General features: G+C 42.4%; 30 protein-coding genes and 1 pseudogene. 5 read left to right on the forward strand and 26 right to left on the reverse strand.

Going from position 1 to position 26,354, the window contains the following annotated elements; genetic code table 11:
• Nucleotides 1–130 precede the first annotated feature (130 nt).
• From RMY32_RS27405 to RMY32_RS27415, 3 genes and pseudogenes are all read right to left on the reverse strand, one after another.
• A pseudogene (locus RMY32_RS27405) lies at nucleotides 131–439 on the reverse strand (ankyrin repeat domain-containing protein); the annotation flags it as partial.
• Nucleotides 440–765: 326 nt separating this feature from the next.
• Entirely contained in the window at nucleotides 766–1,905 is a 1,140-nt protein-coding gene (gene lysS, locus RMY32_RS27410) for a homocitrate synthase (protein WP_322709707.1), read from the reverse strand.
• Nucleotides 1,906–1,940: 35 nt separating this feature from the next.
• Complete coding sequence (locus tag RMY32_RS27415) at nucleotides 1,941–2,822, reverse strand: AAA family ATPase (protein ID WP_322709709.1); 882 nt, start codon at nucleotides 2,820–2,822, stop codon at nucleotides 1,941–1,943.
• A gap of 296 nt (nucleotides 2,823–3,118) precedes the next feature.
• Between RMY32_RS27415 and RMY32_RS27420 the strand changes: the two genes are divergently transcribed.
• Nucleotides 3,119–3,328 (forward strand): molybdopterin-binding protein, encoded by a 210-nt coding sequence (locus RMY32_RS27420; protein WP_322667910.1) that lies wholly within the window; start codon nucleotides 3,119–3,121, stop codon nucleotides 3,326–3,328.
• A gap of 414 nt (nucleotides 3,329–3,742) precedes the next feature.
• Here the strand turns inward: RMY32_RS27420 and RMY32_RS27425 are convergent, their stop codons facing one another.
• The 19 genes from RMY32_RS27425 to nifB form a co-directional block, all read right to left on the reverse strand.
• Nucleotides 3,743–4,042 carry a 2Fe-2S iron-sulfur cluster-binding protein gene (locus RMY32_RS27425; RefSeq protein WP_069069799.1) on the reverse strand — a complete coding sequence of 100 codons (300 nt, stop codon included), beginning with the start codon at nucleotides 4,040–4,042 and terminating at the stop codon, nucleotides 3,743–3,745.
• A gap of 228 nt (nucleotides 4,043–4,270) precedes the next feature.
• Nucleotides 4,271–4,642, reverse strand: a complete 372-nt coding sequence (locus RMY32_RS27430) for an iron-sulfur cluster assembly accessory protein (protein ID WP_322681497.1) — start codon at nucleotides 4,640–4,642, stop codon at nucleotides 4,271–4,273.
• Between the two features lie 99 nt (nucleotides 4,643–4,741).
• Nucleotides 4,742–5,539 carry a HesA/MoeB/ThiF family protein gene (locus tag RMY32_RS27435; protein WP_322709710.1) on the reverse strand — a complete coding sequence of 266 codons (798 nt, stop codon included), beginning with the start codon at nucleotides 5,537–5,539 and terminating at the stop codon, nucleotides 4,742–4,744.
• A gap of 10 nt (nucleotides 5,540–5,549) precedes the next feature.
• Nucleotides 5,550–5,867 (reverse strand): nitrogenase-stabilizing/protective protein NifW, encoded by a 318-nt coding sequence (gene nifW / locus RMY32_RS27440; protein ID WP_322709712.1) that lies wholly within the window; start codon nucleotides 5,865–5,867, stop codon nucleotides 5,550–5,552.
• Nucleotides 5,864–6,079, reverse strand: a complete 216-nt coding sequence (locus RMY32_RS27445; protein WP_322681496.1) for a CCE_0567 family metalloprotein — start codon at nucleotides 6,077–6,079, stop codon at nucleotides 5,864–5,866. The genes nifW and RMY32_RS27445 overlap by 4 nt, the downstream gene beginning before the upstream one ends.
• Nucleotides 6,080–6,112: 33 nt before the next feature.
• Nucleotides 6,113–6,589: a NifX-associated nitrogen fixation protein gene (locus RMY32_RS27450; protein ID WP_174710311.1), complete on the reverse strand. Its 477-nt coding sequence runs from the start codon at nucleotides 6,587–6,589 to the stop codon at nucleotides 6,113–6,115.
• Nucleotides 6,586–6,999, reverse strand: coding sequence for a nitrogen fixation protein NifX (gene nifX, locus RMY32_RS27455; RefSeq protein WP_185580866.1), 414 nt, complete (start codon nucleotides 6,997–6,999; stop codon nucleotides 6,586–6,588). Before nifX ends, RMY32_RS27450 begins: the two co-directional genes overlap by 4 nt.
• Before the next feature lie 191 nt (nucleotides 7,000–7,190).
• A complete protein-coding gene (nifN, locus tag RMY32_RS27460; RefSeq protein ID WP_322709713.1) occupies nucleotides 7,191–8,528 on the reverse strand; it encodes a nitrogenase iron-molybdenum cofactor biosynthesis protein NifN in 1,338 nt (445 codons plus the stop codon).
• Nucleotides 8,528–8,680, reverse strand: a complete 153-nt coding sequence (locus tag RMY32_RS27465; RefSeq protein ID WP_322709714.1) for a hypothetical protein — start codon at nucleotides 8,678–8,680, stop codon at nucleotides 8,528–8,530. The genes nifN and RMY32_RS27465 overlap by 1 nt, the downstream gene beginning before the upstream one ends.
• Nucleotides 8,680–10,062, reverse strand: coding sequence for a nitrogenase iron-molybdenum cofactor biosynthesis protein NifE (nifE, locus tag RMY32_RS27470; RefSeq protein WP_322709735.1), 1,383 nt, complete (start codon nucleotides 10,060–10,062; stop codon nucleotides 8,680–8,682). The genes RMY32_RS27465 and nifE overlap by 1 nt, the downstream gene beginning before the upstream one ends.
• Nucleotides 10,063–10,203: 141 nt before the next feature.
• A complete protein-coding gene (locus RMY32_RS27475) occupies nucleotides 10,204–10,551 on the reverse strand; it encodes a Mo-dependent nitrogenase C-terminal domain-containing protein (RefSeq protein ID WP_322642577.1) in 348 nt (115 codons plus the stop codon).
• Nucleotides 10,552–10,676: 125 nt separating this feature from the next.
• Nucleotides 10,677–12,212, reverse strand: coding sequence for a nitrogenase molybdenum-iron protein subunit beta (gene nifK, locus RMY32_RS27480; protein WP_322709715.1), 1,536 nt, complete (start codon nucleotides 12,210–12,212; stop codon nucleotides 10,677–10,679).
• A gap of 240 nt (nucleotides 12,213–12,452) precedes the next feature.
• Nucleotides 12,453–13,964, reverse strand: a complete 1,512-nt coding sequence (nifD, locus tag RMY32_RS27485) for a nitrogenase molybdenum-iron protein alpha chain (RefSeq protein ID WP_322709716.1) — start codon at nucleotides 13,962–13,964, stop codon at nucleotides 12,453–12,455.
• A 148-nt stretch (nucleotides 13,965–14,112) separates the two neighbouring features.
• Nucleotides 14,113–15,006, reverse strand: a complete 894-nt coding sequence (gene nifH / locus RMY32_RS27490; protein WP_322639553.1) for a nitrogenase iron protein — start codon at nucleotides 15,004–15,006, stop codon at nucleotides 14,113–14,115.
• Nucleotides 15,007–15,351: 345 nt separating this feature from the next.
• Complete coding sequence (locus RMY32_RS27495) at nucleotides 15,352–15,708, reverse strand: group 1 truncated hemoglobin (RefSeq protein ID WP_322709718.1); 357 nt, start codon at nucleotides 15,706–15,708, stop codon at nucleotides 15,352–15,354.
• Nucleotides 15,709–15,974: 266 nt separating this feature from the next.
• Nucleotides 15,975–16,874, reverse strand: a complete 900-nt coding sequence (gene nifU, locus RMY32_RS27500; RefSeq protein WP_322709719.1) for a Fe-S cluster assembly protein NifU — start codon at nucleotides 16,872–16,874, stop codon at nucleotides 15,975–15,977.
• Between the two features lie 113 nt (nucleotides 16,875–16,987).
• Nucleotides 16,988–18,196 (reverse strand): cysteine desulfurase NifS, encoded by a 1,209-nt coding sequence (gene nifS / locus RMY32_RS27505; protein WP_322709721.1) that lies wholly within the window; start codon nucleotides 18,194–18,196, stop codon nucleotides 16,988–16,990.
• Between the two features lie 19 nt (nucleotides 18,197–18,215).
• Nucleotides 18,216–18,569, reverse strand: coding sequence for a 4Fe-4S binding protein (locus RMY32_RS27510; protein WP_322709723.1), 354 nt, complete (start codon nucleotides 18,567–18,569; stop codon nucleotides 18,216–18,218).
• Nucleotides 18,570–18,677: 108 nt separating this feature from the next.
• Nucleotides 18,678–20,123, reverse strand: coding sequence for a nitrogenase cofactor biosynthesis protein NifB (nifB, locus tag RMY32_RS27515; RefSeq protein ID WP_322709737.1), 1,446 nt, complete (start codon nucleotides 20,121–20,123; stop codon nucleotides 18,678–18,680).
• Nucleotides 20,124–21,264: 1,141 nt separating this feature from the next.
• Here nifB and RMY32_RS27520 point away from each other — a divergent pair.
• Nucleotides 21,265–21,843 carry a Uma2 family endonuclease gene (locus RMY32_RS27520; RefSeq protein WP_322709739.1) on the forward strand — a complete coding sequence of 193 codons (579 nt, stop codon included), beginning with the start codon at nucleotides 21,265–21,267 and terminating at the stop codon, nucleotides 21,841–21,843.
• Between the two features lie 40 nt (nucleotides 21,844–21,883).
• On the opposite strand, the gene RMY32_RS27525 is transcribed toward RMY32_RS27520, so the two are convergent.
• From RMY32_RS27525 to RMY32_RS27535, 3 genes are all read right to left on the reverse strand, one after another.
• Complete coding sequence (locus RMY32_RS27525) at nucleotides 21,884–22,096, reverse strand: XisI protein (protein ID WP_322709724.1); 213 nt, start codon at nucleotides 22,094–22,096, stop codon at nucleotides 21,884–21,886.
• On the reverse strand, nucleotides 22,035–22,238 hold the full coding sequence (locus tag RMY32_RS27530) for a hypothetical protein (RefSeq protein WP_322709726.1): 204 nt from the start codon (nucleotides 22,236–22,238) through the stop codon (nucleotides 22,035–22,037). The genes RMY32_RS27525 and RMY32_RS27530 overlap by 62 nt, the downstream gene beginning before the upstream one ends.
• A 113-nt stretch (nucleotides 22,239–22,351) precedes the next feature.
• Nucleotides 22,352–22,675 carry a XisH family protein gene (locus RMY32_RS27535; protein WP_322709727.1) on the reverse strand — a complete coding sequence of 108 codons (324 nt, stop codon included), beginning with the start codon at nucleotides 22,673–22,675 and terminating at the stop codon, nucleotides 22,352–22,354.
• A 114-nt stretch (nucleotides 22,676–22,789) separates the two neighbouring features.
• Here RMY32_RS27535 and RMY32_RS27540 point away from each other — a divergent pair, with 114 nt between their 5' ends.
• Nucleotides 22,790–23,764 carry an NAD(P)-dependent alcohol dehydrogenase gene (locus RMY32_RS27540; protein WP_322709729.1) on the forward strand — a complete coding sequence of 325 codons (975 nt, stop codon included), beginning with the start codon at nucleotides 22,790–22,792 and terminating at the stop codon, nucleotides 23,762–23,764.
• Nucleotides 23,765–23,854: 90 nt separating this feature from the next.
• Here RMY32_RS27540 and RMY32_RS27545 read toward each other — a convergent pair whose 3' ends face one another.
• Nucleotides 23,855–25,195: a PQQ-dependent sugar dehydrogenase gene (locus RMY32_RS27545; RefSeq protein ID WP_322709731.1), complete on the reverse strand. Its 1,341-nt coding sequence runs from the start codon at nucleotides 25,193–25,195 to the stop codon at nucleotides 23,855–23,857.
• A 158-nt stretch (nucleotides 25,196–25,353) separates the two neighbouring features.
• On the opposite strand from RMY32_RS27545, the gene RMY32_RS27550 reads away from it, so the two are divergent.
• Nucleotides 25,354–25,530 carry a hypothetical protein gene (locus tag RMY32_RS27550; RefSeq protein ID WP_322709733.1) on the forward strand — a complete coding sequence of 59 codons (177 nt, stop codon included), beginning with the start codon at nucleotides 25,354–25,356 and terminating at the stop codon, nucleotides 25,528–25,530.
• Between the two features lie 335 nt (nucleotides 25,531–25,865).
• The gene (locus RMY32_RS27555) at nucleotides 25,866–26,234 is read left to right on the forward strand and encodes a hypothetical protein (RefSeq protein ID WP_322709734.1); all 369 of its coding nucleotides are present in this window, start codon (nucleotides 25,866–25,868) and stop codon (nucleotides 26,232–26,234) included.
• Nucleotides 26,235–26,354: the final 120 nt, after the last annotated feature.

The raw sequence follows: 26,354 nt of genomic DNA on the forward strand, positions 1-26,354 counted from the left end.
TTTCTCTTCTTTACAAGCTTTACGCGAGCGCATCCAAGAAATCTTCGACCAACTCACATTTGAGCAGGTAATTTCTGTCTCTTCTTATAACTTTATCTTGGAAGCTCTATTCTATGCAGCTTCATATTAATTTGGTATTAATGTCAATGTTATGAGCCAACAGTAAATTAATTAAATCGTAGTAATTACCAAAACAAGCAAAACACAAAGCATTGTTGCGTAGGCGTAGCCCGCCGAAGGCATCGCTATTTCGAGCATTGATATCTGCACCAGCATCAATTAGTTCTTTGACGACTGTATAAACTCCTTCTCTTGTCGCTTTCATCAAAGCTGTATCGCCATTTTCACCCGGCTGATTTAAATCATTAAGATTGTAGTCTTTTGCTATTAACCATTGAGTTGTTACTTCACTCAAACTTTGACTGTTGGTTCGATTCATAATTACTCCTAATTTAACTTTTTTACTAATATAAATTTGCTTCACAAATAGAATGGTGAGCAATGCCCACCATTTTTGCCAAAATGCTATTTAAATCCTTTTAACTTACATATATGCTATCAATTTTATAAGTTTAAATTATGAATCATTTCTAAAGAACAGCGAACATTCTTCTTAAAAAAGCTGGAAAAATAATAGAAAAGCAGTAATTTTTACAGTTTTTTTTATAAAATAGATTAATAGCAGAGATAAGTGGATTTAGATCCCCGACTTCTTCAATAAGTCGAGGATCTGCACTTGAATAGTAAGTGCGTATATTTTTATATTTACTGGCAATGATAAGAATATAAAATCTTGTCTACATCTTCGATAGTAAGATTTTGTTTGTCAGCTAAAGTTTTCAACATATTGGTAATATCTTTAAGCTGGGATAAATTAAAGGAAAGTCCTAATTCATTAGCTCGGTGATTAACCGCCTGTTTTCCAGCCAATTTATGATTGATTAAAATTGAGCGCGTTACACCAAAACTTCGGGGATTAATAGCTTCATAAGTCTCAGAGTTATTAAGCATAGCCTTGGTATGAATGCCAGCTTTATGACTAAAAGCACTCTCACCAAAAACACAGTGGTTAAAAGGAATAGAAATTCCAACTTTTCTCGCAACTAATTCATGCAAGTAACCAAGTCGATCTAAGCGATATTTCGACTTAATCTGTTCTGGATTTGTAGCATATAACCTAGCAATGAATCCAGCTAACGAGGTAATACCATTACGCTCACCAATTCCCAGAACACAAGTGTCAATATGAGTTGCTCCCGCTTCCAGTGCTGTATAACTGTTAGCATTTGCACATTCTGTATCATTATGACCGTGAAACTCAATATCTAAATTAGTGAACTGGCGCAAAGTCTTCACTAATTCAAATACTTGCATTGGCGTAATAATTCCTACTGTATCGGCAATTCCTATACGTTTGACAATTCCTAATTTTTCAATCTCGGAATAAATTGTGATTAAATCTTTTATAGAAGTACGTGACGAATCTTCAGCCGAAAACCGTAACTCAATATCAGGTGCTTGCTGATGAATAAAAGTTAAAACTTCAGATGCTAAATCAATAATTTGATTAATATTTTTCCCATGACTGAACTGACGCATCAAAGAAGAACTACCAATAGTTAAATTAATCCCAGCAACGCCTGTTGCTAAAGCAACTTTAGCATCTTCTAAGTGACAACGAATGTGAGTTAATATTTTGGATGGCAAGCTTAACTGAGCCAATCTTTCACAGTCTTGTCTAGACTGAGGTGAAGCAATTGGTGACGTTAACTCTATATATTCCACTCCAAATTCAGCAAGGGCTTCAGCAATTTCGACTTTATCATCTGAAGAAAAATTGGCTTTGACAAATTGTTCGCCTTCACGGAGAGTACTTTCTACAATTGCAAATTCAGATAGCGACATTGAGCAATCCCTATAGTAATTCTGACTAAGGATATTCACTTATCAGTTTTTATATTAGCAGATTTGCATAATCGAGAAATAATCGCTTTGGCTGATTCTTGAGGACTGACTATAGTATCAATTATAAGAGAGCGATCGCTCGTATCCATCGCCTCTAAAATCTGTTTCGTCAAAACTGAATCATAGTTCTGACTTTCTTCAACAAATATTTTTAGTTTGTCCCGCAATTCTAGACCTGTGACAACTTGTTTACTGACAAGTTCTAAGATTTTTTGTTCTTCTTTAGGAGTAAAATAAGCAGAAGCTTCTGGTACGCCCAAACTAGCAAAATTGCTCAGTACTTCTGGAATAATTTGCATACAATCGTCTAACTCTTGATTAGCAATTCGATCGAAAGAATCATGACGTTTTATAAGCCTTTCTAAACGTACACTATTTGGTGCAGTTAACATGACAAATTTAGCATTTTTTAAAGCCTTAGCTGCATAGCGAATCTCATTTTCACCACGTAAACTATCGAAAACTAACATAGAGTTAACTTGTTGTGGATTAATATGTAGCGAAGCTAAAATGTGACCCATTCCACCAGGAAAGTGTTCTCGATAAAGGCGAGTATAAGTTAGGCGTTTAATCCGGCAATAGGGTTGGACAAGTTTCTCTTGCATTTTTAACATTGGCGCAATTATTACGCGTTCGGTTAAAACACGACGATTAGGTAAAAGTGTAAAATCCAAGCCTTCATTAGCCAAAGCTTTTGCGATCGTGCTTTTTCCTACGCCAGTCATACCTACTATGATTAGTAAAGGAAAACTTGTTATTGGCAACCAGTCTTTAGGAACAGGAAATCCTACACCTACACCTAAACTTAAGTGTTCAAAAAATAGATTTTGCCTTGTTGTATTAACTCGATCCTGCACAATATGAGCCTCTTTTTAAACTAGTTATTATAAAGATGCAATCATATTAATACCTCAGTATTTACACATAGCAAAATAGCTATCTTAAGTTGATGATAATATACATCAATAGTTATTTTTTTAAATTTTTTATTTTACTTTTTGGAGCAAATGACTGTCCCACTTATTCGCGTAATGCTTGTCAAACAAATAAGGTTATTTAAAAATTATTAAGATATCTTAATAAAAGCTATTTTTAAAATCAAAACTTGCTAAATTACTAAAGTATAAATAGTTTAAATTAGTGGATTAAAAACATGGAAATTAGCGCTCGTAATTCTCTGAAGGGTACTGTCAAAAAAGTTGTACATGGTTCAGTTAATACTGAGATAACTTTAGAACTAGCGCCAGGAGTAGAGCTAGTGTCAATCATCACAAAATCATCAGCAGAAAAGCTATCGCTTGCAGAAGGTAAGCAAGCTTATGCTGTGATTAAATCATCAGATGTGATAGTTGCTGTTGATTAAAGAATAGAGTTGGCTTCCTTTGCAAGCCACTCTATTTTTTTATATAAAATTACATTTATTTATACAAATATAGAACATAAATTGCTCGGTCACTTTCTAAATTTAGGATAAAATCTATGTTATCAAGATTGAGAGAGGATCAAAGAAAAAAAATCTTGTTGCAACCTGATATGAGTTCCTATTACTATTCCTATTAACACAAGTTTTTTCAAGATTGTTTGATTTTGAATTTTACAAAAAGTTACGATTCGCCGCTCTTCGGTTCTCAATAATTATAATGAACAGCCAGTAACACTAAAACTGGTAAACATTTTAATTGTAAATTATGAATTGTGAAAGGAAGAAGGAAGTATATTTTCATCCTTCATCCTTCATTTTTATTTGGTTGCTGTCTTTCGCAACCAAAGTAATAATTTAGACCAGATATGCTTCTTGATGTGTTTTAATTGTGCAATTAGAACGAGGATAAGTTACACAAAGTAGAGCGTATCCTTTAGAAACCTGATCGTCATCTAAAAAGTTTTGATCGTCTTGATTAACTTCACCTTCGACAACTTTACCAACACAGCTAGAGCAAGAGCCTGCATGACATGAAAAGGGCAACTCAATACCATTTTCTTCTGCTGCTTCTAAGATGGTGGTTTCTTCGTCAACTTCAATTGTGGTGTCGATGTCTTCTTTTTTGTTGATTAATCTAACTTGGTAGGAAGCCATTTTCAGATTCTCCTCAAACGTTATACAGTTGGTCTAATTTCCGAATTTTTTGAGCAACCTATCCTACTTTTTGCTTTCCTTCTTCTGACAGAGATGCTAAGTTTAGTTAGCTTTTTCATAGAGATAAGGGGTGCAAAGCGAACTAGAAGCTACCTCAAGAGCATTGAAACTCTGCGGAGTGCGTTTATGAGAAGTCTCTACAATTGACTTAGCACTAACGAAATGATGTTAGCTGCAAGGTACACCAGTAGGCGTACAGTCACCTGCTTTAAAAGACTTTCCACAACCGCAGGTATCAGTTGCATTAGGGTTGATGAATTTAAAACCGCTTTCCATCACTCCCTCAACAAAGTCAACGATAACTCCGTCTAATAAGGGCGCACTTTTAGCATCAACGTAAACCAGTACTTTGCCTTGCTGACTTACTAAATCATCTGGTTGGGGCTTGCTGGTGATATCGATCGCATATTCATAGCCACTGCAACCACCATCTTTTACAGATATGCGGACACCTTTAGTTGCGCCATCAGCGTCGGGTGCGGAACCTTTAAGGAATGCCCGCAGATGAAATTCTGCTTTTTCTGATAAAATAACGGCCATCAGTTCTCCTGATTTGTAGCGATTAGTTGTTCTGATTTCAGGTGGGGTTGTCATTTGTCAGTTGTCCTTTGTCATTTACTAATGACCAATGACCAATGACTAATGACTATTGACTGTGGGTTCCATCGAATTGGATTGCGCGTGTCTCCAAGGCGCACTATTACCGCATACTGGACAAGAGCGATCGCGGTAAGAACGGCGTTTAGCAAATTCCATCCGATTTAAGTCGATTGTCAGCAATTGCGATAATAGAGGCTGACTAAACCCGGTGATCAGCTTGATAGCTTCCAAAGCTGTTAAACAAGCTAGTGTCCCAGAAACAGCGCCTAAAACTGAAAAGCCGCGCTGATCCCAATCAGGCTTTTCTGGAAACAGACAAGACAAGCAAGGAGTCACACCAGGAATAATCGTCGTTAGGTAAGCCTCCATCCCATTCATGGCGGCTTCTACCATTGGCTTACGCGATCGCACACAGGCTTCATTTAACAAATTGCGCTCTGTAAAATTGTGGGCGCAATCAAGAGCCATATCGGCAGATTGCACTAACGAATCTACATTTTCCGGGGTGATGTAATCATGAACAGCTTCCACTTGGACATCAGGATTAATCGCATCCAGAGTTTCTTTAGCTTTGAATACCCTTGGCTTACCTACCCAATCATCAGTCATGAGAACTTGACGATTCATATCATCTAGCCGCAAGTCACCACCCCGGACTAAGATTAGCCGCCCAACGCCCGCTACTGCTAAGTAAAGCGCCGCCGTACCGCCTAATCCCCCCACACCCGTAACCAAAACTGTCGCTGACTTCAGGCGCTTCTGTGCTGTTTCGCCAAAATTCGGAAGCATCATTTGGCGACGATAGCGTTCCAATTCGGTAGGCGTTAGGTTAACCAATTTATACCTCCTAATCAGAAGTGATTTCTGTCAGTGTGACTACATTTTTCGGCTTGTCATTAAACACTTTGAACAGCTTTTGTTCGTGAGGTGTTGATTCGATAAATACCTGATAAGCCTTTTGCAAAGCCAAAGAATATTGATTTAGTCTCTCTTCTTGATTCAAGTCAGGAGAATTATCATCAATTTCCTGCATATATTGAGAAAACTTTTTCAGAATATGTAGACGATTTACATTCACAACTTCTAAGTCGTAGGACATGTTAAAGAATTGAAAAAATTCTTCTGCATCTACAAGTTTCTTGAATTCATCAATAGTTCCAGTCATTTCGCATTCTCCAATTTTTTCAGATGTTGCTTAAGTTCATCTAACTGGCGATAGATTTCATAAGTTGCGGCGGCAACATCCATAAGTTGGTTGTAATCTGTTGGCAGTCCTTCAGCTAAATCATGCAGATCCATTTTCATTTGACCTGCTTTGCTGTTAAGCCGTCTGATTTGTCCTTGTAGTTCCTCAATACTCGTTTCTTCTGCTTGCACAATCAGCCACTCCTTTTTCAGCACTCAGCACTCTTAAAGTTTGCCAACTTCAGGAAAGCGCTTCGCCAAATCAAGACCTTTTTTGACGTAGTTTTCTCCCTCTTCTGCTAATTTCTCTACTGAGTCAAAGCCAAAGCGATGAGCATCTCGCAAGGTTTTCACAGCTAGCAAGAGACGACCAGAAAAAACTAGCGCCCAGCCAAATCCTTCATGACTCAAATCAACTACAACCTGGGATATCAAACCTGTTTCTTGTTCAATACCAGCCGCTACAGCCCGAAAAAATGCCATAATCCGGGCTTGTGTGATCGGATCGACTTCGCCCTCAACGGAGATTTCCCGTTTCTTTTGTTTGGTAACAATAAAGGGTTTGAGAATCAACTCATCCGACCAAGTACGATAAACTCCATAGCTGTCTTGACCACGGATTTGTTTAATTAATACCTTTAGAAAAGGTGAGTTCAAGACTTCAGTTGTAGCGGTTCCGTTAACACTATTATTTGCGGTCATACTGTTGCTTCGTCTTCAATTTCATCAGCAAAGTTTGTGGTTTTTGGCTGTAAAGCTTTACGCAACCAAGGTGGAGGATTACCTTTGAGGGTTTTGACTAGCTTATTTAGCACTTCGCTAATTTCTTCTTCTTCCGATCGCGCCTTCACTGGGGTGACACCTTTCTTGATTAACCGAGCGGCGGCACTACCACCAATTGCTGTTACGTAAATAATCGTACAGTCACCTATTGACTCAAGTTTTGGGGTGATTTTGTCTTCATTACCATCTTCTTTGAGTTCGCCTTCAAAGGTGAGGGTTTCTACGAAGTGATATCCCTCATCGGAAATTTCGTAAACATCAATCATTTTTGCCCATCCGAAGTGAGCATTAATATGAACTCGGTCACTCGTCGTGAAGGCTATTTTCATCGTATTTCTCCTCTCTAAAGTTTTGAATTTTGAAGCAATACGGTTCAGTTAGTGATATTTAGCTTTGGAAGATCCCCCCAACCCCCTTAAAAAGGGGGGCTAATTTAAAACTTGCTCTATTCCCTCCTTTTTAAGGAGGGTTAGGGAGGATCGACTCTTAACTGAACTGTTTTGAATTTTCAAGTGTGAATTCAAAACTCTGCGCTCACAGTTCCGAACTCTTGGAACTGCTTAACTCTCGCTTCTTCTGCCTCTAAAAATAGGTTGCCGATGCCAAACAAAAGTTCCATTGTGCCTCGATAACCAACTTTAGTAAATTGACCATTACCTAAGCGGTCATAAATGGGCAATCCTAGACGATAAAGAGGAATCGAGAGGCGTTTTGCGATCGCACCTACATTTGAGTTACCAATGAGCAAATCAGAACCGCCTGCTAAACTCTCAAAGTCTTCTAAGTCGCCGATGGTGATGCTTTTAACTGGGAGTTTTTCTAACAGAGGCGATCGCGTGGTTGTCACTACAGCATGAATTTGACTACCCATCGATTGCAGGAAATGCACTGTTGACCACAACAAATCTGGTTCCAGCGCTAAGGAAACTCGTTTTGCACCGAAGTAAAAATGAGTATCCAACATCGCATCTTGCAACTGACGGCGTTGGCGGCGGTATTTTTCGGGTACGCTGTTACCGCTCAGAATCGCCAATGCTTGGATAAATTCATCTACTGGTTCCAATCCTGTCAGTTCGCCAAACACCTCATAAGGTGTGCCAAAACGTTCTTCGAGAATCTTGGCAGTCCCCCGCATACTTTCACCCAATGCCAAGGTGAAAGCAGAACTACCTACTTCTCGTAGCTGTTTTAAGGTAGTCCCACTGACTGTAACCGCACTATAAGCATCCTCTAAATGTCCATCTAGAGAAGCGCCAAGGTCAGGTACAAAGATCGGCACTAATCCAAAGGATGTGACTATCTCTTTGATTTCCTGTACATCCCCAGGTGTGAAGGCAGAACCCGCCAAAATCGTGACTTGTTCAGTTCTGAGTCCACCTGCGCGAGGGATTTCCTTAACTATGCTTTCGACAGCAACAGCAAAGCCATCTTGCAACGCACCTTTAAAATCTGGGGTAGGTGCAAAAACGATCGCTAAATTATTTAATTCAGGATGGCGATCACGGATTTCCTTCAGAAAACCCTCGATGTCATCGCCTCTGGTTTCAGTCAACCCAGTACTACATAAACCAATAATTTCTGGGTTAGCCTTTTCCACCAGAGTCAGAATCGCTTGCTCCACATTCTCTTCGCCACCCAAGATAGTAGTGACTTCCGTCATCGCTGTGGTAGCAAGGGGAATCGCTTCCCGGAAATGCCGCACCAGGACAACTTTAGCGAAAGCAGTACAACCTTGAGAACCGTGGAATAAGGGCATCGTCCCTTTCAATCCCAAAAAGGCTAAGGTTGCGCCCAAAGCTTGACTTTGCTTGAGGGGATTAACTGTCAGTGCTTTGTTAGAAGCGGTAACGATCGCCATTAAACTACCTCCTCCAAGGCGGACTTTCTCGTTCCCTGGCTCCGCCGGGGAATGCTGACAGTGAGGCTCTGCCTCATCTGCTCTAAAATGAAGGGCAGCCCTTCAGGAATGCGTTCCCAGCCTGAGTCTGGGAACGAGGGTACAGACGCCATTAAACTTCCTCCTCTTCTTCCCAAGGAGCGGGTTTGCGTATTTGTTCCCAAATCGGACTATACAAAGCTTCGTACAATTCCCGCGCCATCTCAATCATTCCCACATAACCTGCATAAGGATGGTGGCGTTCTTGGTTGATATCAAGGAAAGGAATTCGAGCTTTCAAAGCTGTGTATTGGTTACGTCCACCAGCAATCAGCATATCTGCTTTGGTGTTTTTAACCAGTTGTAGCAATTCTTGAGCATTGCCTTTCTCTAGCATGATGCCATCGTTGCCAATCAACTTCTTGATTTTGGCTTTATCTTCTTCAGTACTTTTCCGAGTACTGGTAGCAACAACTTCAATGCCTAAGTCTCTAGCAGCCGAAATAATCGACCAACTCTTGACACCACCTGTATACAAAACAACCCGTTTACCTTTGAGTCGAGCGCGATAGGGAGCCAGTGCCAAATCTAAAGCAGCCGTTTCTTCTGCAATCAGCTTTTCTGTCCGCTCCTGTAGATCGGGATCGCCTAATTTCACAGCGATATTTCGCAGACAGCGATTCATATCATCGATGCCGTAGAAAGACTCTTCAATGTAAGGGATGTTGTAACGCTCCTCCATCTTTCTCGCCATATTCAGCAGCGCTCGCGAGCAGATCATGACGTTGAGCTTGGCGCGGTGGGCGTAGCGAATTTCATTGTAGCGAGCATCGCCCGTAATTTTAGACAAAATACGGATGCCTAATTTTTCTAACAGTGGTGTTACTCCCCACATTTCCCCGGCGATGTTGTATTCACCGATTAAGTTAATATCATAGGGCGTTGTATGTTCCGGTTCTGCTGTGCCGACAACATATTCTAATAAAGATTCACCGCCAAAACGGTTGCCTAGATTTTTACTGCCAATGAATCCTGGTGCAATGACGGGAACAACAGGAATACCAATTTTCTCAGCCGCCGCTTTGCAGACAGCATCCATATCATCGCCAATTAAGGCTGTAACGCAAGTGGCATAGACAAATACTGCTGCTGGTTGGTAGCGCTCGTGAAGTTCCAGAATCGCTTTGTAGAGTTTCTTTTCGCCACCGAAGATGACATCATTTTCACCCAAGTCAGTGGTAAAGCCCATTTTGTAGAGTTGCGGGCCAGACGACAGACTACCACGACTACCCCAGGAATTACCAGCACAGGCGATCGGCCCGTGGACTAGATGCGCTGCATCTGCGATCGGCACTAGAGCAATCATTGCACCATCAAAGGCACAGCCCCCTTGAGCCGCGCCAGGTTGTGCCTGTTGAGCGCATGATTTGTTTTTCTTTTCTGCTTGTTTGTGCTGATTATGCTCGCATCCTGTCTCAGTCAGCAGCTCGTTGATTTTGCCTTGGGTGCTTTTCATCTCTCTTCTGTTAATTGTTAATTGTCCTTTGTCATTTGTCCTTTGTCTTTTGTCATTTGTCATTTGTCATTTGAATAAATAATGACTAATGACTAATGACCAATGACTAATGACTAATGACCAATGACTAATGACCAATGACTAACAAATGTATTTTGTGACATCCTCTCCACAGACATCGGTCAGGTAAGATAGAGCGCGGAAACGCAATCCTACGAATTCGTCATATAAAGGATTGAGTTTACATAGTGGTGGGATATCAATACACTTTCCAAATAATTTAATTTGTCGCTCAAAGGGACAACAACAAGGAATTGTTTGGCAAATTAGATGAGCGAAGCGATTATTTTTAACCTGAATTCCATCCACTACACCACGCAACGGATTCAGAAGATTGTGGAACCACCCTCTTTTTTTCTGATTAGGTGGATGGTAATTAGGATGAGGATGAGTGTGAGTGTGTTCGTGAGTGCGATTGATGGTTTCCATTTATAAATCCCTTGGGTAAATGCTATCAAGAAAAAGGGGGGAATAATTCATAATTACGAATTACGAATTACGAATTACGAATTATTCCCCGCCCTTAATTAACACGTTGTGTTTCTACGCAATTTCTAACGAATCAAGTCGTAGGAAATATCTGTTTTAGAAGGAATGTTGGTGTTGCGATCGATTTCTTCAAACAGGGTGTTTACAGTCCAGTTGAGGAGGTTGATTATACCTTGATAACCAATGGTGGCGTAGCGGTGTAAGTGGTGGCGATCCATGATGGGGTAGCCGATTCTCACGAGGGGAATCTTGGTGTCGCGCCACAGGTACTTACCGTAGGTGTTACCAACTAAGAAATCTACTGGTTCGGTGAACAACAATGAACGCATGTGCCACAAGTCCTTACCAGGCCAAACAGTTGCATGTTGACCGAAGGGGCTAGAAGCAAGCAATTCTTTGATTTCTGCTTCAAATACTTCGTTGCTGTTGTGAACCAAGATATGCACAGGTTCAGCACCCATTTCTAGCATAAAGCCAACTACGCTGTATACTAAATCTGGTTCGCCGTAAATAGCGAAGCGCTTGCCGTGAATCCATGAGTGGGAATCAGTCATGGCATCAACTGCACGACCGCGTTCGATTTCCAATTCTTGAGGAATGGGGATACCACTCAATTCGCTGAGTTTCATCAAGAACTCATCAGTACCCTTGATGCCCCAAGGACGGGAAACTGAGGTTGGTTGCTTCCACTCTTTTTCAATATACTCGCGGGTTTTGAGGGTAGAGTGTGCTTGCAGAGCAATTGTAGCTTTCGCATTGATTGAATCTTCTGCATCTTCTAGCTTTGTTCCACCTGGGTACATATCGAATTCACCTGTGTTTGGTGAATCGAGGTAGTCGCTGTTGTCAGCTAGAATTGTGTAGTCAAAGCCGAACAAAGAAGCAATCCGCTTGATTTCGCGGTTGTTGCCTACGTAGGTGTCAAAACCTGGGATGAAGTTGATTTTACCATTGCTGGTTTCTTTCTTATGACCTGCGGTCAAGTTAGAAAGAATTCCCTTCATCATGTTGTCGTAACCAGTGATGTGGGAACCGACAAAGCTAGGGGTGTGAGCGTAAGGTACTGGGAAATTTTGAGGAACTGAACCAGCTTCCTTAGCGTTGTTGATGAAAGACTGCAAGTCATCACCAATTACTTCTGCCATACAGGTGGTGCAGACAGCGATCATCTTGGGCTTGTACAGTTGGTAAGAGTTCGCCAAGCCGTCAATCATGTTTTGTAGACCACCAAATACGGCTGCATCTTCAGTCATTGAAGAAGATACACCAGAGAATGGTTCTTTGTAGTGACGGGTTAAGTGGGTGCGGAAGTAAGCAACGCAACCTTGAGAACCTTGAACGAAAGGTAAAGTACCTTCAAAACCAACAGCAGCAAAGATTGCTCCTAGTGGTTGGCAACCTTTAGCAGGGTTAACGGTTAAAGCTTCACGAGCGAAGTTCTTTTCACGATAATCCCAACCTTTTGTCCACTCTGCAACCCGTGTTACTTCTTCGGCTTCGTGACCGTTTTCAAACTGCTTTTTGTTTTCAAATAGCTGTTGGTACTCAGGCTGGTGGAATAACTCGACGTGATCTTGAATTTTTTCTGGATTCTGAGGCATTTCTGGATCTCCAAGCTTACTGAATTCTTTACTAATCGAGGTGGAAGTGGGAGAAAGGCGATTAATCCGGTACAGACGCGATTAATCTCGTCTCTACAAGGGAGTGAGAATGTGATTCAAAATTCAAAATGCAAAAATAAAAATAAATTTTAATTTTTCAATTTTGAATTTTGGATTCCCAACTCCCCCCTGGGGCTTAAAACCCCAGGTTATCCTTACTTATCGCTCTCTCCCATTTCCCTAGACGGCAGCCTTAGCCTTAGCTTCAGCCTTCTTAGCCTGAGCTTTTTCATTCCAAGGAGCGCCAATTAATGACCAGGTTGGGCTGTTGAGTGCCAAGTCCATATCACGAGCGAAGATGGCGAAGCCGTCATAACCGTGATAAGGGCCGGAGTAATCCCAAGAGTGCATTTGACGGAAAGGAAGACCCATCTTTTGGAAGACGTACTTCTCTTTCACACCAGAAGCTACCAAATCAGGCTTCAGCGCTTTGATAAATTCCTCAAATTCGTAAGCGGTAACGTCGTCATAAACGATGGTGCCGTTTTCGATGTAGTGAGTGGTACGTTTGTAATCGTCATTATGAGCGAACTCATAACCTGTACCAATCATCTTCATGCCCAAGTCTAAGAAAGCTGGGACAACGTGGCGAGGACGTAGACCACCAACCATGATGGCAACGGTCTTACCATCCAAACGGGGGCGATACTTAGCAATTACCGCATCCATTGTGGGCTGATACTTGGCGATAACTTTCTCAGCGTTTGCTTGGATTGTTTCGTCAAACTTGGAAGCGATTTCCCGTAAAGATTCAGCAATCTTGGTGGGGCCGAAGAAATTGTATTCCAACCAGGGTATACCGTAAGCTTCTTCCATGTGACGGCTGATGTAGTTCATCGACCGGTAACAGTGGATGAGGTTCATCTTCACATTGGGGGTCATCAACATTTCGTTGATGGTGCCATCACCTGACCACTGAGCGACTACGCGCAAGCCGATTTCTTCTAACAGGATGCGGCTAGCCCAAGCATCTCCACCGATGTTGTAGTCACCAATAATGGCTACATCATAAGGAGTACCTTCAAATTGAAGTGTACCGTCTTTTTTCGCTTGGTCTGCTCTGGTGAATACCCAGTCACGAACCATGTCGTTCGCAATGTGGTGTCCCAAAGATTGGGAAACACCCCGGAAGCCTTCGCAACGCACGGGTACAACTGGCTTACCAATTGTTTTCGATGTCTTGCGAGCAACAGCTTCGATGTCATCTCCAATTAGACCGATGGGACATTCAGATTGAATGGAAACACCACGGTTGAGGGGGAAAAGTACATCTAGTTCTTCGATCAGCTTGACAAGTTTCTTGTCACCGCCGAACACGATATCTCTTTCTTGGAAGTCAGAGGTGAAGTGCATGGTACCAAAGGTATCAACACCTGTGGTTCCAATGTAGTAGTTACGACGACCAGACCAAGACCAGTAACCGCAACCTACAGGCCCGTGGCTGATGTGGATCATGTCCTTAATAGGGCCCCAAACCACGCCTTTAGAACCGGCGTAAGCACAACCACGAGCGGTCATTACCCCAGGCAGGGATTTGATGTTAGACTTAACGCCGCAATCGGACTTACCTTCTTCGTATACGCCTAAGTGCTTTTCGCGCTTTTTAGCAGCTTTTTCTGGGTAAGCACTGAGAACTTCTTTAATTAGTTCTTTTCTTTCTTCGATGATGTTTTGATTTTCTGGAGGTGTCATATTTAGCCTCTGTGACTCGTAAGGATCGGGGCATAGGGGGACTAGGAGTCCCCTCTAAGGTTAGGGGGGAGATGCTAGAGAGAGGAAAAGGTAAGATATAAAACTCTTCCTTTTTCCTTGTGCTAAAGCGTTATTTATTAGCAGCGACTTAGACTACAGGAGCTTCAGCAGCAGTCTTACCAACCAACTTGGCAGCATTTTCGTCGCTTTCGAGAATACCGAATTCAATCAACAATTCTTCTAGTTCTTCCATTTCGATGGGTGTAGGAATAGCCAGATTCTTGTTGTCGATAATTTTTTGAGCCAAAATCCGATATTCGTTAGCTTGGTTGCTTTCTGGAGCGTACTCGTTAACGGTCATCCGGCGCAATTCTGCGTGTTGAACAATGTTGTCACGGGGTACGTAGTGAATCATTTGGGTGTTCAACCGTTTTGCCAAGGTTTCGATCAATTCGATTTCTCGGTCTGTGTTACGGCTGTTACAAATCAAACCACCCAAACGCACGCCACCGGTGTGAGCATACTTAAGAACACCACGAGCAATGTTGTTAGCAGCGTACATCGCCATCATTTCACCAGATGTAACGATGTAGATTTCTTGTGCCTTACCTTCGCGGATAGGCATTGCGAAACCACCACACACAACGTCACCTAATACGTCGTAAGATACGAAGTCTAGGTCTTGGTAAGCACCATTTTCTTCTAAGAAGTTGATGGCGGTGATAATACCACGACCAGCGCAACCTACACCGGGTTCTGGACCACCAGATTCTACGCAACGAACGTTACGGAAACCGGTCAGCATTACTTCTTCGATTTCGATATCTTCTACTGCACCACGTTCTGCGGCGAGGTGAAGAACGGTTGTTTGAGCTTTGCTGTGCAGCATCAAACGGGTGGAGTCAGCTTTAGGGTCGCAACCGACGATGAGGATGCGTTGACCCATTTCTGCCATAGCTGCCAAGGTGTTTTGAGAGGTGGTAGATTTACCGATACCGCCTTTACCGTAGAAAGCTATCTGTCTTATATTTTCTTCTGTCATTGTTCGTGTTTCCCTGCAATTGGTTGGTTAGTGGGTCTGTGCGTTTGTCAGTTGCGTTCACGCCAGTTGAGCTACAGTAGTGAGCGCGTGTAGAGCATCGTTGGTAGCGTTGGCATAAATGCCTGCTGGGGGCGATCGCTCCACAGCTAAAATTATTGAAAGTAAGTACATCGATCGTCCTCGTTAAATTTTTTTTCTTTTTGTTTTTTGTCCTTTGTCCTTTGTCATTTGTTTTGACAAAGAACAAAGAAAATTACGCAATTTACAAATACGTCATAATGTGTTTCAGCTTGCAAGATTCAATAGGACTTGATGTTGTTTGTCAACAATCAATGCATAGTCCTATTACTTGTTTAAAATAGCGCCCTTGAAATTTGAGATGCGCTCTAGTGCAGCTTTGGTGTCTTCTGGCGACTCTCCACGCACAGCCATTGATTCACCCAAGAGTTTTGCGATCTCATCGAAGTGTTGTTGCTGTAAATTCAATCCTGCGTGGGTTTTGTCCATTGGACGACCGGCATATTGCTTTGGCCCTTCAAATATTTGAGATAAGAAAGCAACTAGATGATTACGTTGCTTGGCCATATCTGTACCAGCAAAAATGGGATTGAGGAGGCTGTCTGTGGCAATGCGTTTGTGGAGTTCATCTACTATTTGTTCAATAGCTGATTGTCCACCAAGTTTGTCGTACAATGTGCTCATATCCTGTTCCTTTGAAGCGAGTTGGATGATGAAATTTGCTTTTTAGGCGCTTAATCTCTTCGCCTATATGCTGTTAGCCGTAATTGTGGTAAGACTGATACCAATTCGTAATACTTCGACTACGCTCAGTACAAGTTCGTAATTAAGAAAGAATTGGTATGAAGCATCGAGTGGAGACAATGATTCGGTTCAAATCCTACTTTCTGTTCCTGGCTGAATGCATATTAGAGCGTATTTGTAGAGTAGGTTAAGTCCTACAGCAATTCCTAAACTGCTTCGACTACAAGGCTCTTGCTGACACGATCTTGTAATCTGGCTTCGATCGCAATTTTGAGAGTTGCTGTACTACTAGAACAGGAACCGCAAGCACCTTGCAGTACAACTTTAACGCGATCGCCTTCTACATCATAGAGTTCTACATCTCCCCCGTCAGCGATGAGTACGGGTCTGACTTCTTCATCAAGAACCTTTTGAATTAGAGCAATCTTTTGCACGTTGGTTAGCGCTCGTTGCTTTGAATTAACAATTTCTGTGGCAACTTGTACGCCGTAATTGTTGAGAGCAGGTGAGGCGTATTCCTGTTGAACTGATCTAATAATATCATCAATGTTCGCTAGACAGGAACCGCATCCGCCACCAGCTTTTACATAATTTGTTACTTGTTCGGCATCCGTAAGATGATTTTCTAGAATCACGCGACGAATCTTAGACTCGCTGATGCCAAAGCAACTGCAAACTAATGCACCTTCATCATCATCATCGTGGGTAGCTAGAGGTATGCCACGATAATTATAGATAGCAGCTTCTAGCGCTTCTTGTCCCATGACAGAGCAATGCATCTTTGCTTCTGGCAAACCACCCAGGTAATCTGCAATGTCTTTGTTGGACACTTTCAGAGCTTCATCTAAGGTTAAACCTTTGACCATTTCGGTTAATGCACTAGAAGATGCGATCGCACTAGTACAGCCAAAGGTTTGAAAGCGAGCATCTAGAATCTTATCAGATTCCACTTCTACTTTCAGGTGCAATCTCAGAGCATCACCGCAAGCAATGCTGCCGATTTCACCCGTTGCAACCTTAATTCCAGGTTCGCTCGTTTCTTCAATTTCTCCCTGATTTTTGGGATCGTAAAACAGTTCTAATACTTTATCGGTGTAGTCCCACATAATGAATTTTAGATTTTAGATTTTGGATTTTAGATTGGGGGATTGGGTGCTGGGTATTGGGAAAATTCTTCCTTAATTCCCAGTCCCTAATCCCCAGTCCCCAGTCCCTATCCCTAACGATGCGCTAGTGCTTGTTCTTGTCCTTGCAACCAACCTGCATCATCATTTTTGAAGGGTGAGAGGGCGCGTAAACGTTCTACAATACTGGGCATTACCTCTATTACTCGATCGATTTCGGCTTCTGTGGTGTAGCGACAAAGACTGAAGCGAATTGAACCGTGCAAAGTTGTATAGGGTAAGCCCATTGCCCGCAGGACGTGAGAGGGTTCCAAAGAACCGGAGGTGCAAGCAGAACCGGATGATGCACAGATACCGTATTTGTTCAATAACAGTAAAATTGCTTCACCTTCGATGTACTTGAAGCCGATATTTGTGGTGTTTGGCAATCTCTGCGTAACGTCGCCATTAACTACACAATCATGAATTTTAGCGAGTAAAGTTTGTTCGAGGCGATCGCGCAGCTTTCTTTCTCTGGCGATCGCTTCTTCTAAGTGTAACAGTTCTAGTTCCGCAGCTTTGCCCAAGGCGATAATTGCTGGAACATTCTCTGTTCCCGCCCTACGTCCGCGTTCTTGGTGTCCCCCAAGAATGAAGGGACGGAACCGAACTCCGCGCCGGATATACAAAGCACCAATTCCTTTGGGGCCGTGCAGCTTGTGACCAGACAGGGTTAACATATCCACCGTGCTAGTCTTCATATTCAATGGGATTTTTCCCACTGCTTGCACCGCATCTACATGGAAGATAGCGCCATATTCTTTGACACGCAACCCAATTTGTTCAATCGGGAAAATCGTTCCGGTTTCGTTATTAGCATACATAATTGTCACCAAGGCGGTGTTACCCGTCAAGGAAGCTTCTAGTTCATCTAGATCCAGCTGCCCTTGATGATTTACTGATAAATAGGTAACACTATAACCTTGGGTTTCTAATTGTTTGCAGACATTGAGTACTGCTGGATGTTCTACTTGAGTAGTGACAATATGTCGCTTTTCTGGTTGCGCTAACAATGCGGCTCGAATCGCGGCGTTATCTCCCTCAGTTCCGCAACTTGTGTAGACAATTTCAGATTCATCAGCTCCCAGGATGGCTGCAAGTTGTTCTCTTGCTGTTCTCACTGCTTTACCGACTTGCCCACCAAAGGTATGCATACTGGAGGGATTGCCGTAATAATCTGTCAGGTAAGGTAGCATTACCTCTATAACTTCTGGGTCTACCTTAGTGGTGGCATTATTATCGAGATAGATGCAGTTATTTTGCATTGTTGTCTTCAATTACGAATTACGAATTACGAATTGTTTGGGGTTGGCGCTTTTGCAACTGTTCCGAGTATTTCTGGGAATAACAGTTAAACCAACGTTCCCAATAATCTTGTTTATTTGTTAATTTAGCAACTACGCGGTTGTAATTGGTAAACCAGCCTTCCCAATAATCGCTAGGCTGCTTAACGCAACCGTTGCAGGTAGGACAACCAGCTTTACACTGAGGCACGGTATGAATGCTACCAACGCAGTTTGTACAAAGTTCAGGGTCAATCCAGTGCTGTCCGTCAACCACTTTAACTGCATTTGTGGGACATACAGATAGACAGAGATTGCAGGAAATACACTGGCTAGTAAGAATTTTGTAAGCCATGATTTATTCTCCTTTTTTGGGATTGGGTACTGGGTACTGGGTATTGGGTACTGGGTATTGGGAAAATTCTTTCTTAATTCCCAGTCCCTAATCCCCAGTCCCTAATCCCTAATTCCCTAATTCCTTAACGTATTGCTCGTAGAACTCCAAAGCAACCTTTTCAATTACGTCGTAAGCTTCAACAGTCTTGATTCCAGCTTCTTGCAATTTTTCTTGAGGACAGTTACCAATCTTAGAGACTAGAACCGCTTTGCAATCTGCGATCGCTTTCATAATATGCTCAAAAGAAGCTTCTTCGCCGTATCCACCTTGGCAGTATTGGTCAATTTTGCGATGACCGACAAAGCGAACTTCGTTTCCACCCACTTCGTAAATTTGGAATTCTTTCGCGTGACCGAAGTGTTGGTTAACTAATCCCCCGCCTTTGGTTGCAACTGCAACTAAAACTTTCGGACTGTTGGCAACTTTCTTATCGGCTAGCGCCTTATCTTTGGCTACTTTAAGTTCTTCTTTAAACTTCTCAATCCCTTCGTGAACAGTAGCGCGTTGCTCCATGTCATATTCGGGAGCCATTTCCAAGAATTTCTCTTTAGAAAATTCTTGGCTGCGGTCTTCTCCCAACAATCCGACTGCATCAGCACGGCACTGGCGACAGTGACGCATCATTTTCATGTTACCAGAGCAGTTGTCTTGAACTTCTTTGAGTTCTTTGGGTGTGGGGCCGCGTTGACCGGTTAAACCGAAGTGTGTGCCATGTTCTGGTGCAGAAATCAATGGCATGATGTTGTGCAAGAATGCACCTTTCTCACGGATGACTCGATTCACTTCGACTAAGTGTTGGTCATTAATTCCAGGAATCATCACGGAGTTGACTTTGCACAAGATGTCAGCATCTTTCAGGGCTTGCAATCCTTCCATCTGTCTTTCGTGGAGGATTTTTGCACCTTCAAGACCTCTGTAACGCTTGCGTTTGTAGTGAACCCAAGGATAAATCTTAGCACCGATCTCTGGATCTACCATGTTAATGGTGATCGTCACGTGATCTATATTTAATTGTTTAATGCGATCGATGTAATCTGGCAGCATTAAACCATTGGTTGATAAGCACAGCTTGATGTCTGGTGCTTGCTCTGCAATCAACTCAAATGTGCGGAAAGTTTTTTCTGGGTTCGCCAATGGGTCGCCAGGGCCAGCAATTCCCACGACTGTCATTTGGGGAATCTTGCCACCAATGACCAAAGCTTTGTGTGCGGCTTCTTCTGGTGTTAGCAATTCGCTAACTACTCCAGGACGGCTTTCGTTAGCGCAATCATATTTGCGGTTGCAATAGTTGCATTGAATGTTGCAAGCGGGAGCAACTGCAACGTGCATCCGGGCGTAGTGGTGATGAGCGTCTTCGCTGTAGCAGGGATGTTTAGCAATGCGTTCTTGGAGCTTTTCGTCCCTTTCCACGGTGGCGCTGCTCGGGCTGTCGCAGCCGCAACCACCTGATTTTGCTTGGGTTGGCGATTCCGTAGCGTCGGAGTTGAGGAGTCGTGTAGACGGTGATGTCATTGAGTTTCGCAAAAGGTCGGTGGACTTGGCTGCCACTGTGGGAGATGCTGTTGCTACTTTTTCATGCCCAGAATTGAAGTCGCGTCTTCCACACTGCCTGCAAACCCTTGGGTTCGGGTAACTTGTTTTCAAGTAAAGCAGGCGATAGATATCTGATGTTCGGCTGGTGTATGTCAACGTTCGGTTCTTGGGTAGAATTTGTGCCGCAAGGCGCGACTTCTCTTCACTTCAGGCATGGTGCTATGTCATCCCTCCACTCACTTTTCGCTTTGTTTTGTTTCAGAGCGTTAGGTGATTGGCGATATAAGATTTATAGCAGCCGTCTCCCAGCCAGATGTTGCGTCTCTCTAGGATAGAATTTATTGGATTTATTACTTTTGTACTCAAACACTAAAAACCCTAATTCTTCAATGATTACAAGAATTAAAAAAGTTTTTTTCAGGTAGGGGTTCTAGTCTTTTTTGGTTGGGGTTCTAGTGTTTATAGATGGGGGTTCAGGATTTCTTTGTACTCAGGTAAAACCCAATCCCAGCAATAACTTTAGCTAACTTGAAACTAGGTTTGGGTTATTTAAATGTGTACTCAGATTGCCCTCAAGTTTCGTCAAAAGCAATAAATGACAAGGGTTTGAGGGTGAAAAACTGGAGTAGTCTATATCGTTCTACTCCAGAAAAAAGCGAAATTCAATTCTGTATCTAACATATCATTTTTTTGAGAGTAAAAATGCAATTCATATTTATTTAATTTTTGCTTTGAGAATCATATTCAATTGTGGTTCTAAGTCTTGCCTGGTAAGCGATATGAGGTAATGAAAATAGGTGTGTTGCTGCATATCATTTTCAAAAAACTTAACTTTTACCTTCTTTTTTTCATTCCCACAATGAGGAGATGGGCAGGAAACTCTCAGGTTTTGTGTTTGAGAGAAACAACAAACTATAATCTAACATGATTGAGCGATCGCAATGAATTTTCTGAATTGCTCACTACAAACCTTAACAAAAAACCTCACCCCCTTCCTGTGTCAGGAAGAAGAAAAGATTTTAAACTTTTCTTCTTTTAGGAGAGAGGATTTTTAGATACCGCTCTTTGTTGCTGATACTATTTAGCTACAATCAAACCAAGCGTGAAAAAATCTGAAGTTATGATCGCCATCCCCCAACAGCCGCCAAAAATGACCGTTGAGGAATATCTGGAATGGGAACCTCAGCAAGACCTTCGCTACGAATATGCCAATGGCGAAGTATTTGCAATGACAGGCGGTACAATTCCCCATAATGACATTGCACTCAATCTCTATAGACCTTTGTACCCTCATTTGCGTTCCAGAGGTTGTCGAGTGAATGTGTCAGACGTGAAAATGCAACTTACTCCCCAGAGTCGCTACTATTATCCTGATGTTATTGTCAGTTGCGACCCTGAAGACTTGAATGCCCGCAACTTTATTCAACATCCCAAGTTGATTGCCGAAGTTCTTTCGCCAGGTACAAGCGCTAAAGATCGGGGTGAAAAATTTACTTATTATCTGACAATCCCTAGTTTGCAAGAGTATATCTTGATTGACTCGGAAAAAATCTCTGTCGAACGTTACTGTCGGGGTGAAGGTAGGATGTGGCTTTATTATCCCTACACGGCTGGAGATATCGTCACTCTATCAAGCATTGAATTTGAATGCCCGATTGAATTGCTTTATGAAGGTGTTGTATTTACCACCGAAGAATAAAGAGAATGTTCCATGTTAACTTTTAAAGAGCGATTGCACCTTAAGCAACTGCATAGCCTGTGTAGGGTCTTAACTCCGGTGGACGAAACCCCAGAACAATGTGTTCTTTAAAAATTCCAGCCCGTTCTAAATCGGCGGCAACGCCTTCTTCAGTGCCATCCCGTTGAATCCAGATTTTGCCATCAATCAGGTCAATATGAACCAGACAGCCATGAATGCGGCGTTCGCATAGCGTGCCGTAGGCATTCGCCATCCCAACCTAGATCCATCCACAAATAGCGAGTCTCTTTCAGAGAGGCTGCGCCAACGCGAGTTTGATCGAACACCACTTCCGATTGAATATTGGCATAAGAATAGGGTAGTGAAGCATATTCACTGAGAATAGTTTCAATCATCTGGCGATAGTCGTCTAACTTGGTGTAATCCATTGTTTAATGACCTCCTGTTTTGGATCGAATGTAATCAGCTTTAAACGATGATTTTTCAGTAACAGTTTACCGATGGGTTCTTAAAATAAATCATCAAAAATACTATTAGGTACTGCAAGATATAGTATTCGTTCCGGCTCCAATTCAATTAAGATATCCTGATATAAAATATACTGACCTAATGCTTTTTCTAAATCATCAACATCCGATCTGCCGATAAAACTTTTAATCTCAACTGCAATTTTTGATTCTGCTTTTTGCGCCGCCAACAGTTGTCTAGCACCTAAATCAACATACAAATCTTTTTTACCAAACTTTAGAGTCAGTGGGTCATGAGTAATTGTCCATTTATCTTTAATCAAAGCATTTTTAACATTGTTGCGATAAAGGTCTCTAGCTGGCATACAGGTGTAGTTTTAGACTGATATTTCTATTTTAGGAAATCGCTACACTAGATTTATCAGGAAAAACAGGCTGTCTGAGTTCATTCAGCAAAATATGGTAGCAGGAGGAATGTGATGAAAGCAGTCGTTATCCGTCGGTATGGCGCGACTGAGGTGTTGCAGTATGAAGAGGTGGAGCAACCGAAAATTGAACCAACACAGTTACTTGTGAAAGTTCGTGCTAGTAGCGTTAATCCTATTGATTGGAAAATTCGTCAGGGGATGTTGAGTTTAATTACTGGCAGCAAATTTCCGAAGATTCTGGGGTTCGATGTGGCGGGAGATGTCGTAGCCGTTGGTTCTGGTGTCACCCGTTTTAAACTAGGAGATGCTATTTATGGCTGTACTAGCTTCCCTGGAGGAAGTTATGCCGAATTTGCAGCAGTTCCAGAAAAGGTGGTGGCGCTTAAACCAACGAACTTATCTTATGAAGAAGCTGCGGCTGTGCCGTTAGCAGCACTCACGGCTTTGCAAGCGCTACGAAATGAGGGAAATATTCAAACAGGGCAAGCTGTGTTGATTAATGGGGCTGCGGGCGGTGTGGGCACTTTTGCAGTCCAAATTGCTAAAGCTTTAGGGGCAGTAGTAACGGGAGTTAGCAGTAGCAAAAATTTGGATTTAGTGAAATCTCTAGGAGCAGATCGCGTGATTGATTATACGCAACAAGATTTCACTGAAGATATAGCGCAGTATGACATTATCTTTGATGCAGTGGGTAAGCGATCGCTCTCTCAAACTAAAAGAGTCCTCAAACCCAATGGAATTTATATCACCACACTACCCGGTCCCGAAGTCTTTTTAGAGAGCGTCTTAACAGCGTTTCTTTCCGGTCAAAAAGCCAAATTTATTTTGCAAAAACTCAATACTCAAGATTTGATTTATCTCAAAGACTTGATTGAAGCGGGTAAAATTCGTGTGGTAATCGATCGCACATATACCTTACAAGAACTAGCAGCGGCTCATGCTTATAGCGAAACGGGCCGTGCAGTGGGAAAAATTACCTTGGTGCAGCCCGTCGTAGACATCGCAGTTATTACCAACAATATTTAAGTCATCTCGGTTGCCTTTGTATACTCCTAGAGTTGTAAGAAAAGACTAGGAAATTCCGCCATTAAGGTCTTTGTAGACCTTAATCAGTTATCACGGCGTGTAGGAGAGCTTATAGATAGCGCCGCTGTAGTCATCCGAAATTAACAAATTACCTTGCTGGTCTACTACCATATCCACGGGTCGCCCCCAGGTTTCTTGCGTTGCTGGAACTACCCAACCGGTGACTAAATCTATCTCCTGCCCTGGTGTCTTTGTTGTACTGTTCCAGGGAAAGTAAACTATTTTGTAGCCCGTTTTCTTCTGCCGATTCCATGAACCATGCAGCCCTGCCACTACCCCATTTGAGTATAGACGGGGAAAGTTGGTATTTTGTAAGAATGTTAGTCCCAAGGGAGCGGAATGGGCTTGGATACCTTTGCTAATCCTGTCCAGTGTATTGCAATTAACACTTCCATTAGCATTGAACTGATAGTCGCGGTCAAATGGCATATTGTCAAGGCCATTTGGGGTATAAGGATTGGGATTGCAGAATGGCCAACCGTAGTTACCGCCATCTCGAACTTTCGTGAACTCCTCTGGTGGGTGGTTGTCTACGTAGGAGGGGATAATCTTACCGTAATTGCCACTGCTATCGTTGAAAGGATAGGCGATGTTATCTCGATTATTAACGACTACCCAAAGATCGTTTGTGCCAGGTAAGAATGCTAACCCTTCGGCATTACGTAAACCTTGAGCAAAAAGCCGCTGATTGGTTCCATTAGCGTTGTACTGGTAAATTGCACCACGCTTTGGATTACTGACAGTATCTTCTTTACAGGCATTGCATGTAGAGGCGATCGACACGTACAGTTTGTGGTTGCCATCAAGTGCGATATTTTTCAGTTCGTGACCATAAGCGCCTTTGAGTTCCCGCGTGCTGCTGTCTGGTAAGCCAGTTACAACGATTTGACGATTTTTCGCTACTTTATCTCCAGAGTTGTAGATGAAGCGGTTAATTTGATGAGTCTCAGAGATATAAACGTATGTCGTGTTGTCAATCTTATGAAACACAATGTCGTGTGGTTTGCGTAGACCCGTTACGAAGTCAGAAATAATTGGGTCTTTGCTGCCATTTGGCCGGACAATTAACACTTTACCGGAACTGGGCTGTGATACTAGAAGATCCCCATTGGGAGCAACTGCCAGAAAGCGAGCTTTGTTAATGCGAGCATAAACAGAGATAGAGAATTTGGGCGGCACTTTCAAGTAACGGGTAGTATTAAAGGGCCAAGAGGTCATTGTACTAGGCACTTTCAGCTTAGTTTCAACAGACGCAGGGGGGGGTTGGCCGATCGCTGCGGTGCTAAGAACCTCTAAGGACATCAAACTAATTAGTGATGCAGATAGTATGCGTCCAAGCATCTGTGTTGGTTTTAGAGTAAATGCAACCATTTTTAACCTCCCTCTACCTTGGTAGCGATATATATTACACATAATTCTTGGCCGGCCGATTTAACCAAGAATTTGAACAAAGTTAACTCAGGACTATTATTTTTTTTAAATACTTAAAATATCTTTATCTACTGCTATTTTTTCTAACTCATCAAAAAATGGGTGAACCGATAAAAAAGGCAGAGCGATCGCTCTTGTCAACTAAAATATTCCTCAAGCTACTTAGCCTCGAAACCATTATCCAGAGGAGCGTCTTAACAGCTTTCCTTCTCGGTCAAAAAGCCAAGTTTGTGTTTGACAAACCCAACGCTGAGGACTTGGTTTTTCTCAAATAGTGGTAATTGATTGCACGTATCCCTTGGTATAACTAGCGGCGGCTCATGGTCGTAGCGAGAGTGAGGTGAGCCTGCTATGGGGTAAATTGCGATCGCTTGGCATAAATCCAGATAATCTTGATTAATCTGCGAAAAACTAACGCGAAACCTACCCCCCTAAGCCCTTTCTCGAAGCGTGAAAGAAAAAAATTCAAAGTCTCTCTCCTTTTAGGAGAGAGATTTAGAGAGAGGTTCTCCAGATACCTGTAATGTTTCTGCGATAACCCTGAAATCTGGAAACATGACTCCAGCTAGTGGATATACTCGTAATCAAAATCTCAACAGAAGCGAGTATTATGCTGGACTGGTTAGCTATGTGGGGTGTAACTCAGGCCGCCGGGTTGATTTTTAAACCCATTCTGGAAGACTTAGCCAAGGATGCTGCTAAAGATTGGGCTAAAGATTTATTAAAAGGCATCCCTGGCAAGATTTTCCAGAAACTTAAGAAAGAAGACATAGAAATTGCTGCTGGGAAAGCGTTAAAGGAATTTTTGCAACTCATGCAGCAGCAGTTAAAGGTTCGTTGCAAACTTGCTGAAGCTGAGATTGAAGAGTACACCACAGACATCCAGAAATTTATCAGCGATAAGTCGGTTACAGAAATTCTTGGTCAGGCTTTTGATATTAATTGTGAATCTCTAGACGCTAATACCAAATTAATATGAAGCTGCATAGAATAGAGCTTCCAAGATAAAGTTATAAGAAGAGACAGAAATTACCTGCTCAAATGTGAGTTGGTCGAAGATTTCTTGGATGCGCTCGCGTAAAGCTTGTAAAGAAGAGAA

Origin of the sequence: Nostoc sp. ChiSLP03a (genome assembly GCF_034531215.2) — a bacterium.
In the GTDB taxonomy this organism is placed as follows: Bacteria; Cyanobacteriota; Cyanobacteriia; order Cyanobacteriales; family Nostocaceae; genus Nostoc.

Excerpts from the sequence above, each read along its gene's own strand:
- lysS (WP_322709707.1), bottom strand. The coding sequence starts at position 1,905 with ATGTCGCTATCTGAATTTGCAATTGTAGAAAGTACTCTCCGTGAAGGC.
- RMY32_RS27420 (WP_322667910.1), top strand. The coding sequence starts at position 3,119 with ATGGAAATTAGCGCTCGTAATTCTCTGAAGGGTACTGTCAAAAAAGTT.
- RMY32_RS27425 (WP_069069799.1), bottom strand. The coding sequence starts at position 4,042 with ATGGCTTCCTACCAAGTTAGATTAATCAACAAAAAAGAAGACATCGAC.
- RMY32_RS27430 (WP_322681497.1), bottom strand. The coding sequence starts at position 4,642 with ATGGCCGTTATTTTATCAGAAAAAGCAGAATTTCATCTGCGGGCATTC.
- nifW (WP_322709712.1), bottom strand. The coding sequence starts at position 5,867 with ATGACTGGAACTATTGATGAATTCAAGAAACTTGTAGATGCAGAAGAA.
- RMY32_RS27450 (WP_174710311.1), bottom strand. The coding sequence starts at position 6,589 with ATGACCGCAAATAATAGTGTTAACGGAACCGCTACAACTGAAGTCTTG.
- nifX (WP_185580866.1), bottom strand. The coding sequence starts at position 6,999 with ATGAAAATAGCCTTCACGACGAGTGACCGAGTTCATATTAATGCTCAC.
- nifN (WP_322709713.1), bottom strand. The coding sequence starts at position 8,528 with ATGGCGATCGTTACCGCTTCTAACAAAGCACTGACAGTTAATCCCCTC.
- RMY32_RS27465 (WP_322709714.1), bottom strand. The coding sequence starts at position 8,680 with ATGGCGTCTGTACCCTCGTTCCCAGACTCAGGCTGGGAACGCATTCCT.
- nifE (WP_322709735.1), bottom strand. The coding sequence starts at position 10,062 with ATGAAAAGCACCCAAGGCAAAATCAACGAGCTGCTGACTGAGACAGGA.
- RMY32_RS27475 (WP_322642577.1), bottom strand. The coding sequence starts at position 10,551 with ATGGAAACCATCAATCGCACTCACGAACACACTCACACTCATCCTCAT.
- nifK (WP_322709715.1), bottom strand. The coding sequence starts at position 12,212 with ATGCCTCAGAATCCAGAAAAAATTCAAGATCACGTCGAGTTATTCCAC.
- nifD (WP_322709716.1), bottom strand. The coding sequence starts at position 13,964 with ATGACACCTCCAGAAAATCAAAACATCATCGAAGAAAGAAAAGAACTA.
- nifH (WP_322639553.1), bottom strand. The coding sequence starts at position 15,006 with ATGACAGAAGAAAATATAAGACAGATAGCTTTCTACGGTAAAGGCGGT.
- RMY32_RS27495 (WP_322709718.1), bottom strand. The coding sequence starts at position 15,708 with ATGAGCACATTGTACGACAAACTTGGTGGACAATCAGCTATTGAACAA.
- nifU (WP_322709719.1), bottom strand. The coding sequence starts at position 16,874 with ATGTGGGACTACACCGATAAAGTATTAGAACTGTTTTACGATCCCAAA.
- nifS (WP_322709721.1), bottom strand. The coding sequence starts at position 18,196 with ATGCAAAATAACTGCATCTATCTCGATAATAATGCCACCACTAAGGTA.
- RMY32_RS27510 (WP_322709723.1), bottom strand. The coding sequence starts at position 18,569 with ATGGCTTACAAAATTCTTACTAGCCAGTGTATTTCCTGCAATCTCTGT.
- nifB (WP_322709737.1), bottom strand. The coding sequence starts at position 20,123 with ATGACATCACCGTCTACACGACTCCTCAACTCCGACGCTACGGAATCG.
- RMY32_RS27520 (WP_322709739.1), top strand. The coding sequence starts at position 21,265 with ATGATCGCCATCCCCCAACAGCCGCCAAAAATGACCGTTGAGGAATAT.
- RMY32_RS27525 (WP_322709724.1), bottom strand. The coding sequence starts at position 22,096 with ATGGCGAATGCCTACGGCACGCTATGCGAACGCCGCATTCATGGCTGT.
- RMY32_RS27530 (WP_322709726.1), bottom strand. The coding sequence starts at position 22,238 with ATGATTGAAACTATTCTCAGTGAATATGCTTCACTACCCTATTCTTAT.
- RMY32_RS27535 (WP_322709727.1), bottom strand. The coding sequence starts at position 22,675 with ATGCCAGCTAGAGACCTTTATCGCAACAATGTTAAAAATGCTTTGATT.
- RMY32_RS27540 (WP_322709729.1), top strand. The coding sequence starts at position 22,790 with ATGAAAGCAGTCGTTATCCGTCGGTATGGCGCGACTGAGGTGTTGCAG.
- RMY32_RS27545 (WP_322709731.1), bottom strand. The coding sequence starts at position 25,195 with ATGGTTGCATTTACTCTAAAACCAACACAGATGCTTGGACGCATACTA.
- RMY32_RS27550 (WP_322709733.1), top strand. The coding sequence starts at position 25,354 with ATGGGTGAACCGATAAAAAAGGCAGAGCGATCGCTCTTGTCAACTAAA.
- RMY32_RS27555 (WP_322709734.1), top strand. The coding sequence starts at position 25,866 with ATGCTGGACTGGTTAGCTATGTGGGGTGTAACTCAGGCCGCCGGGTTG.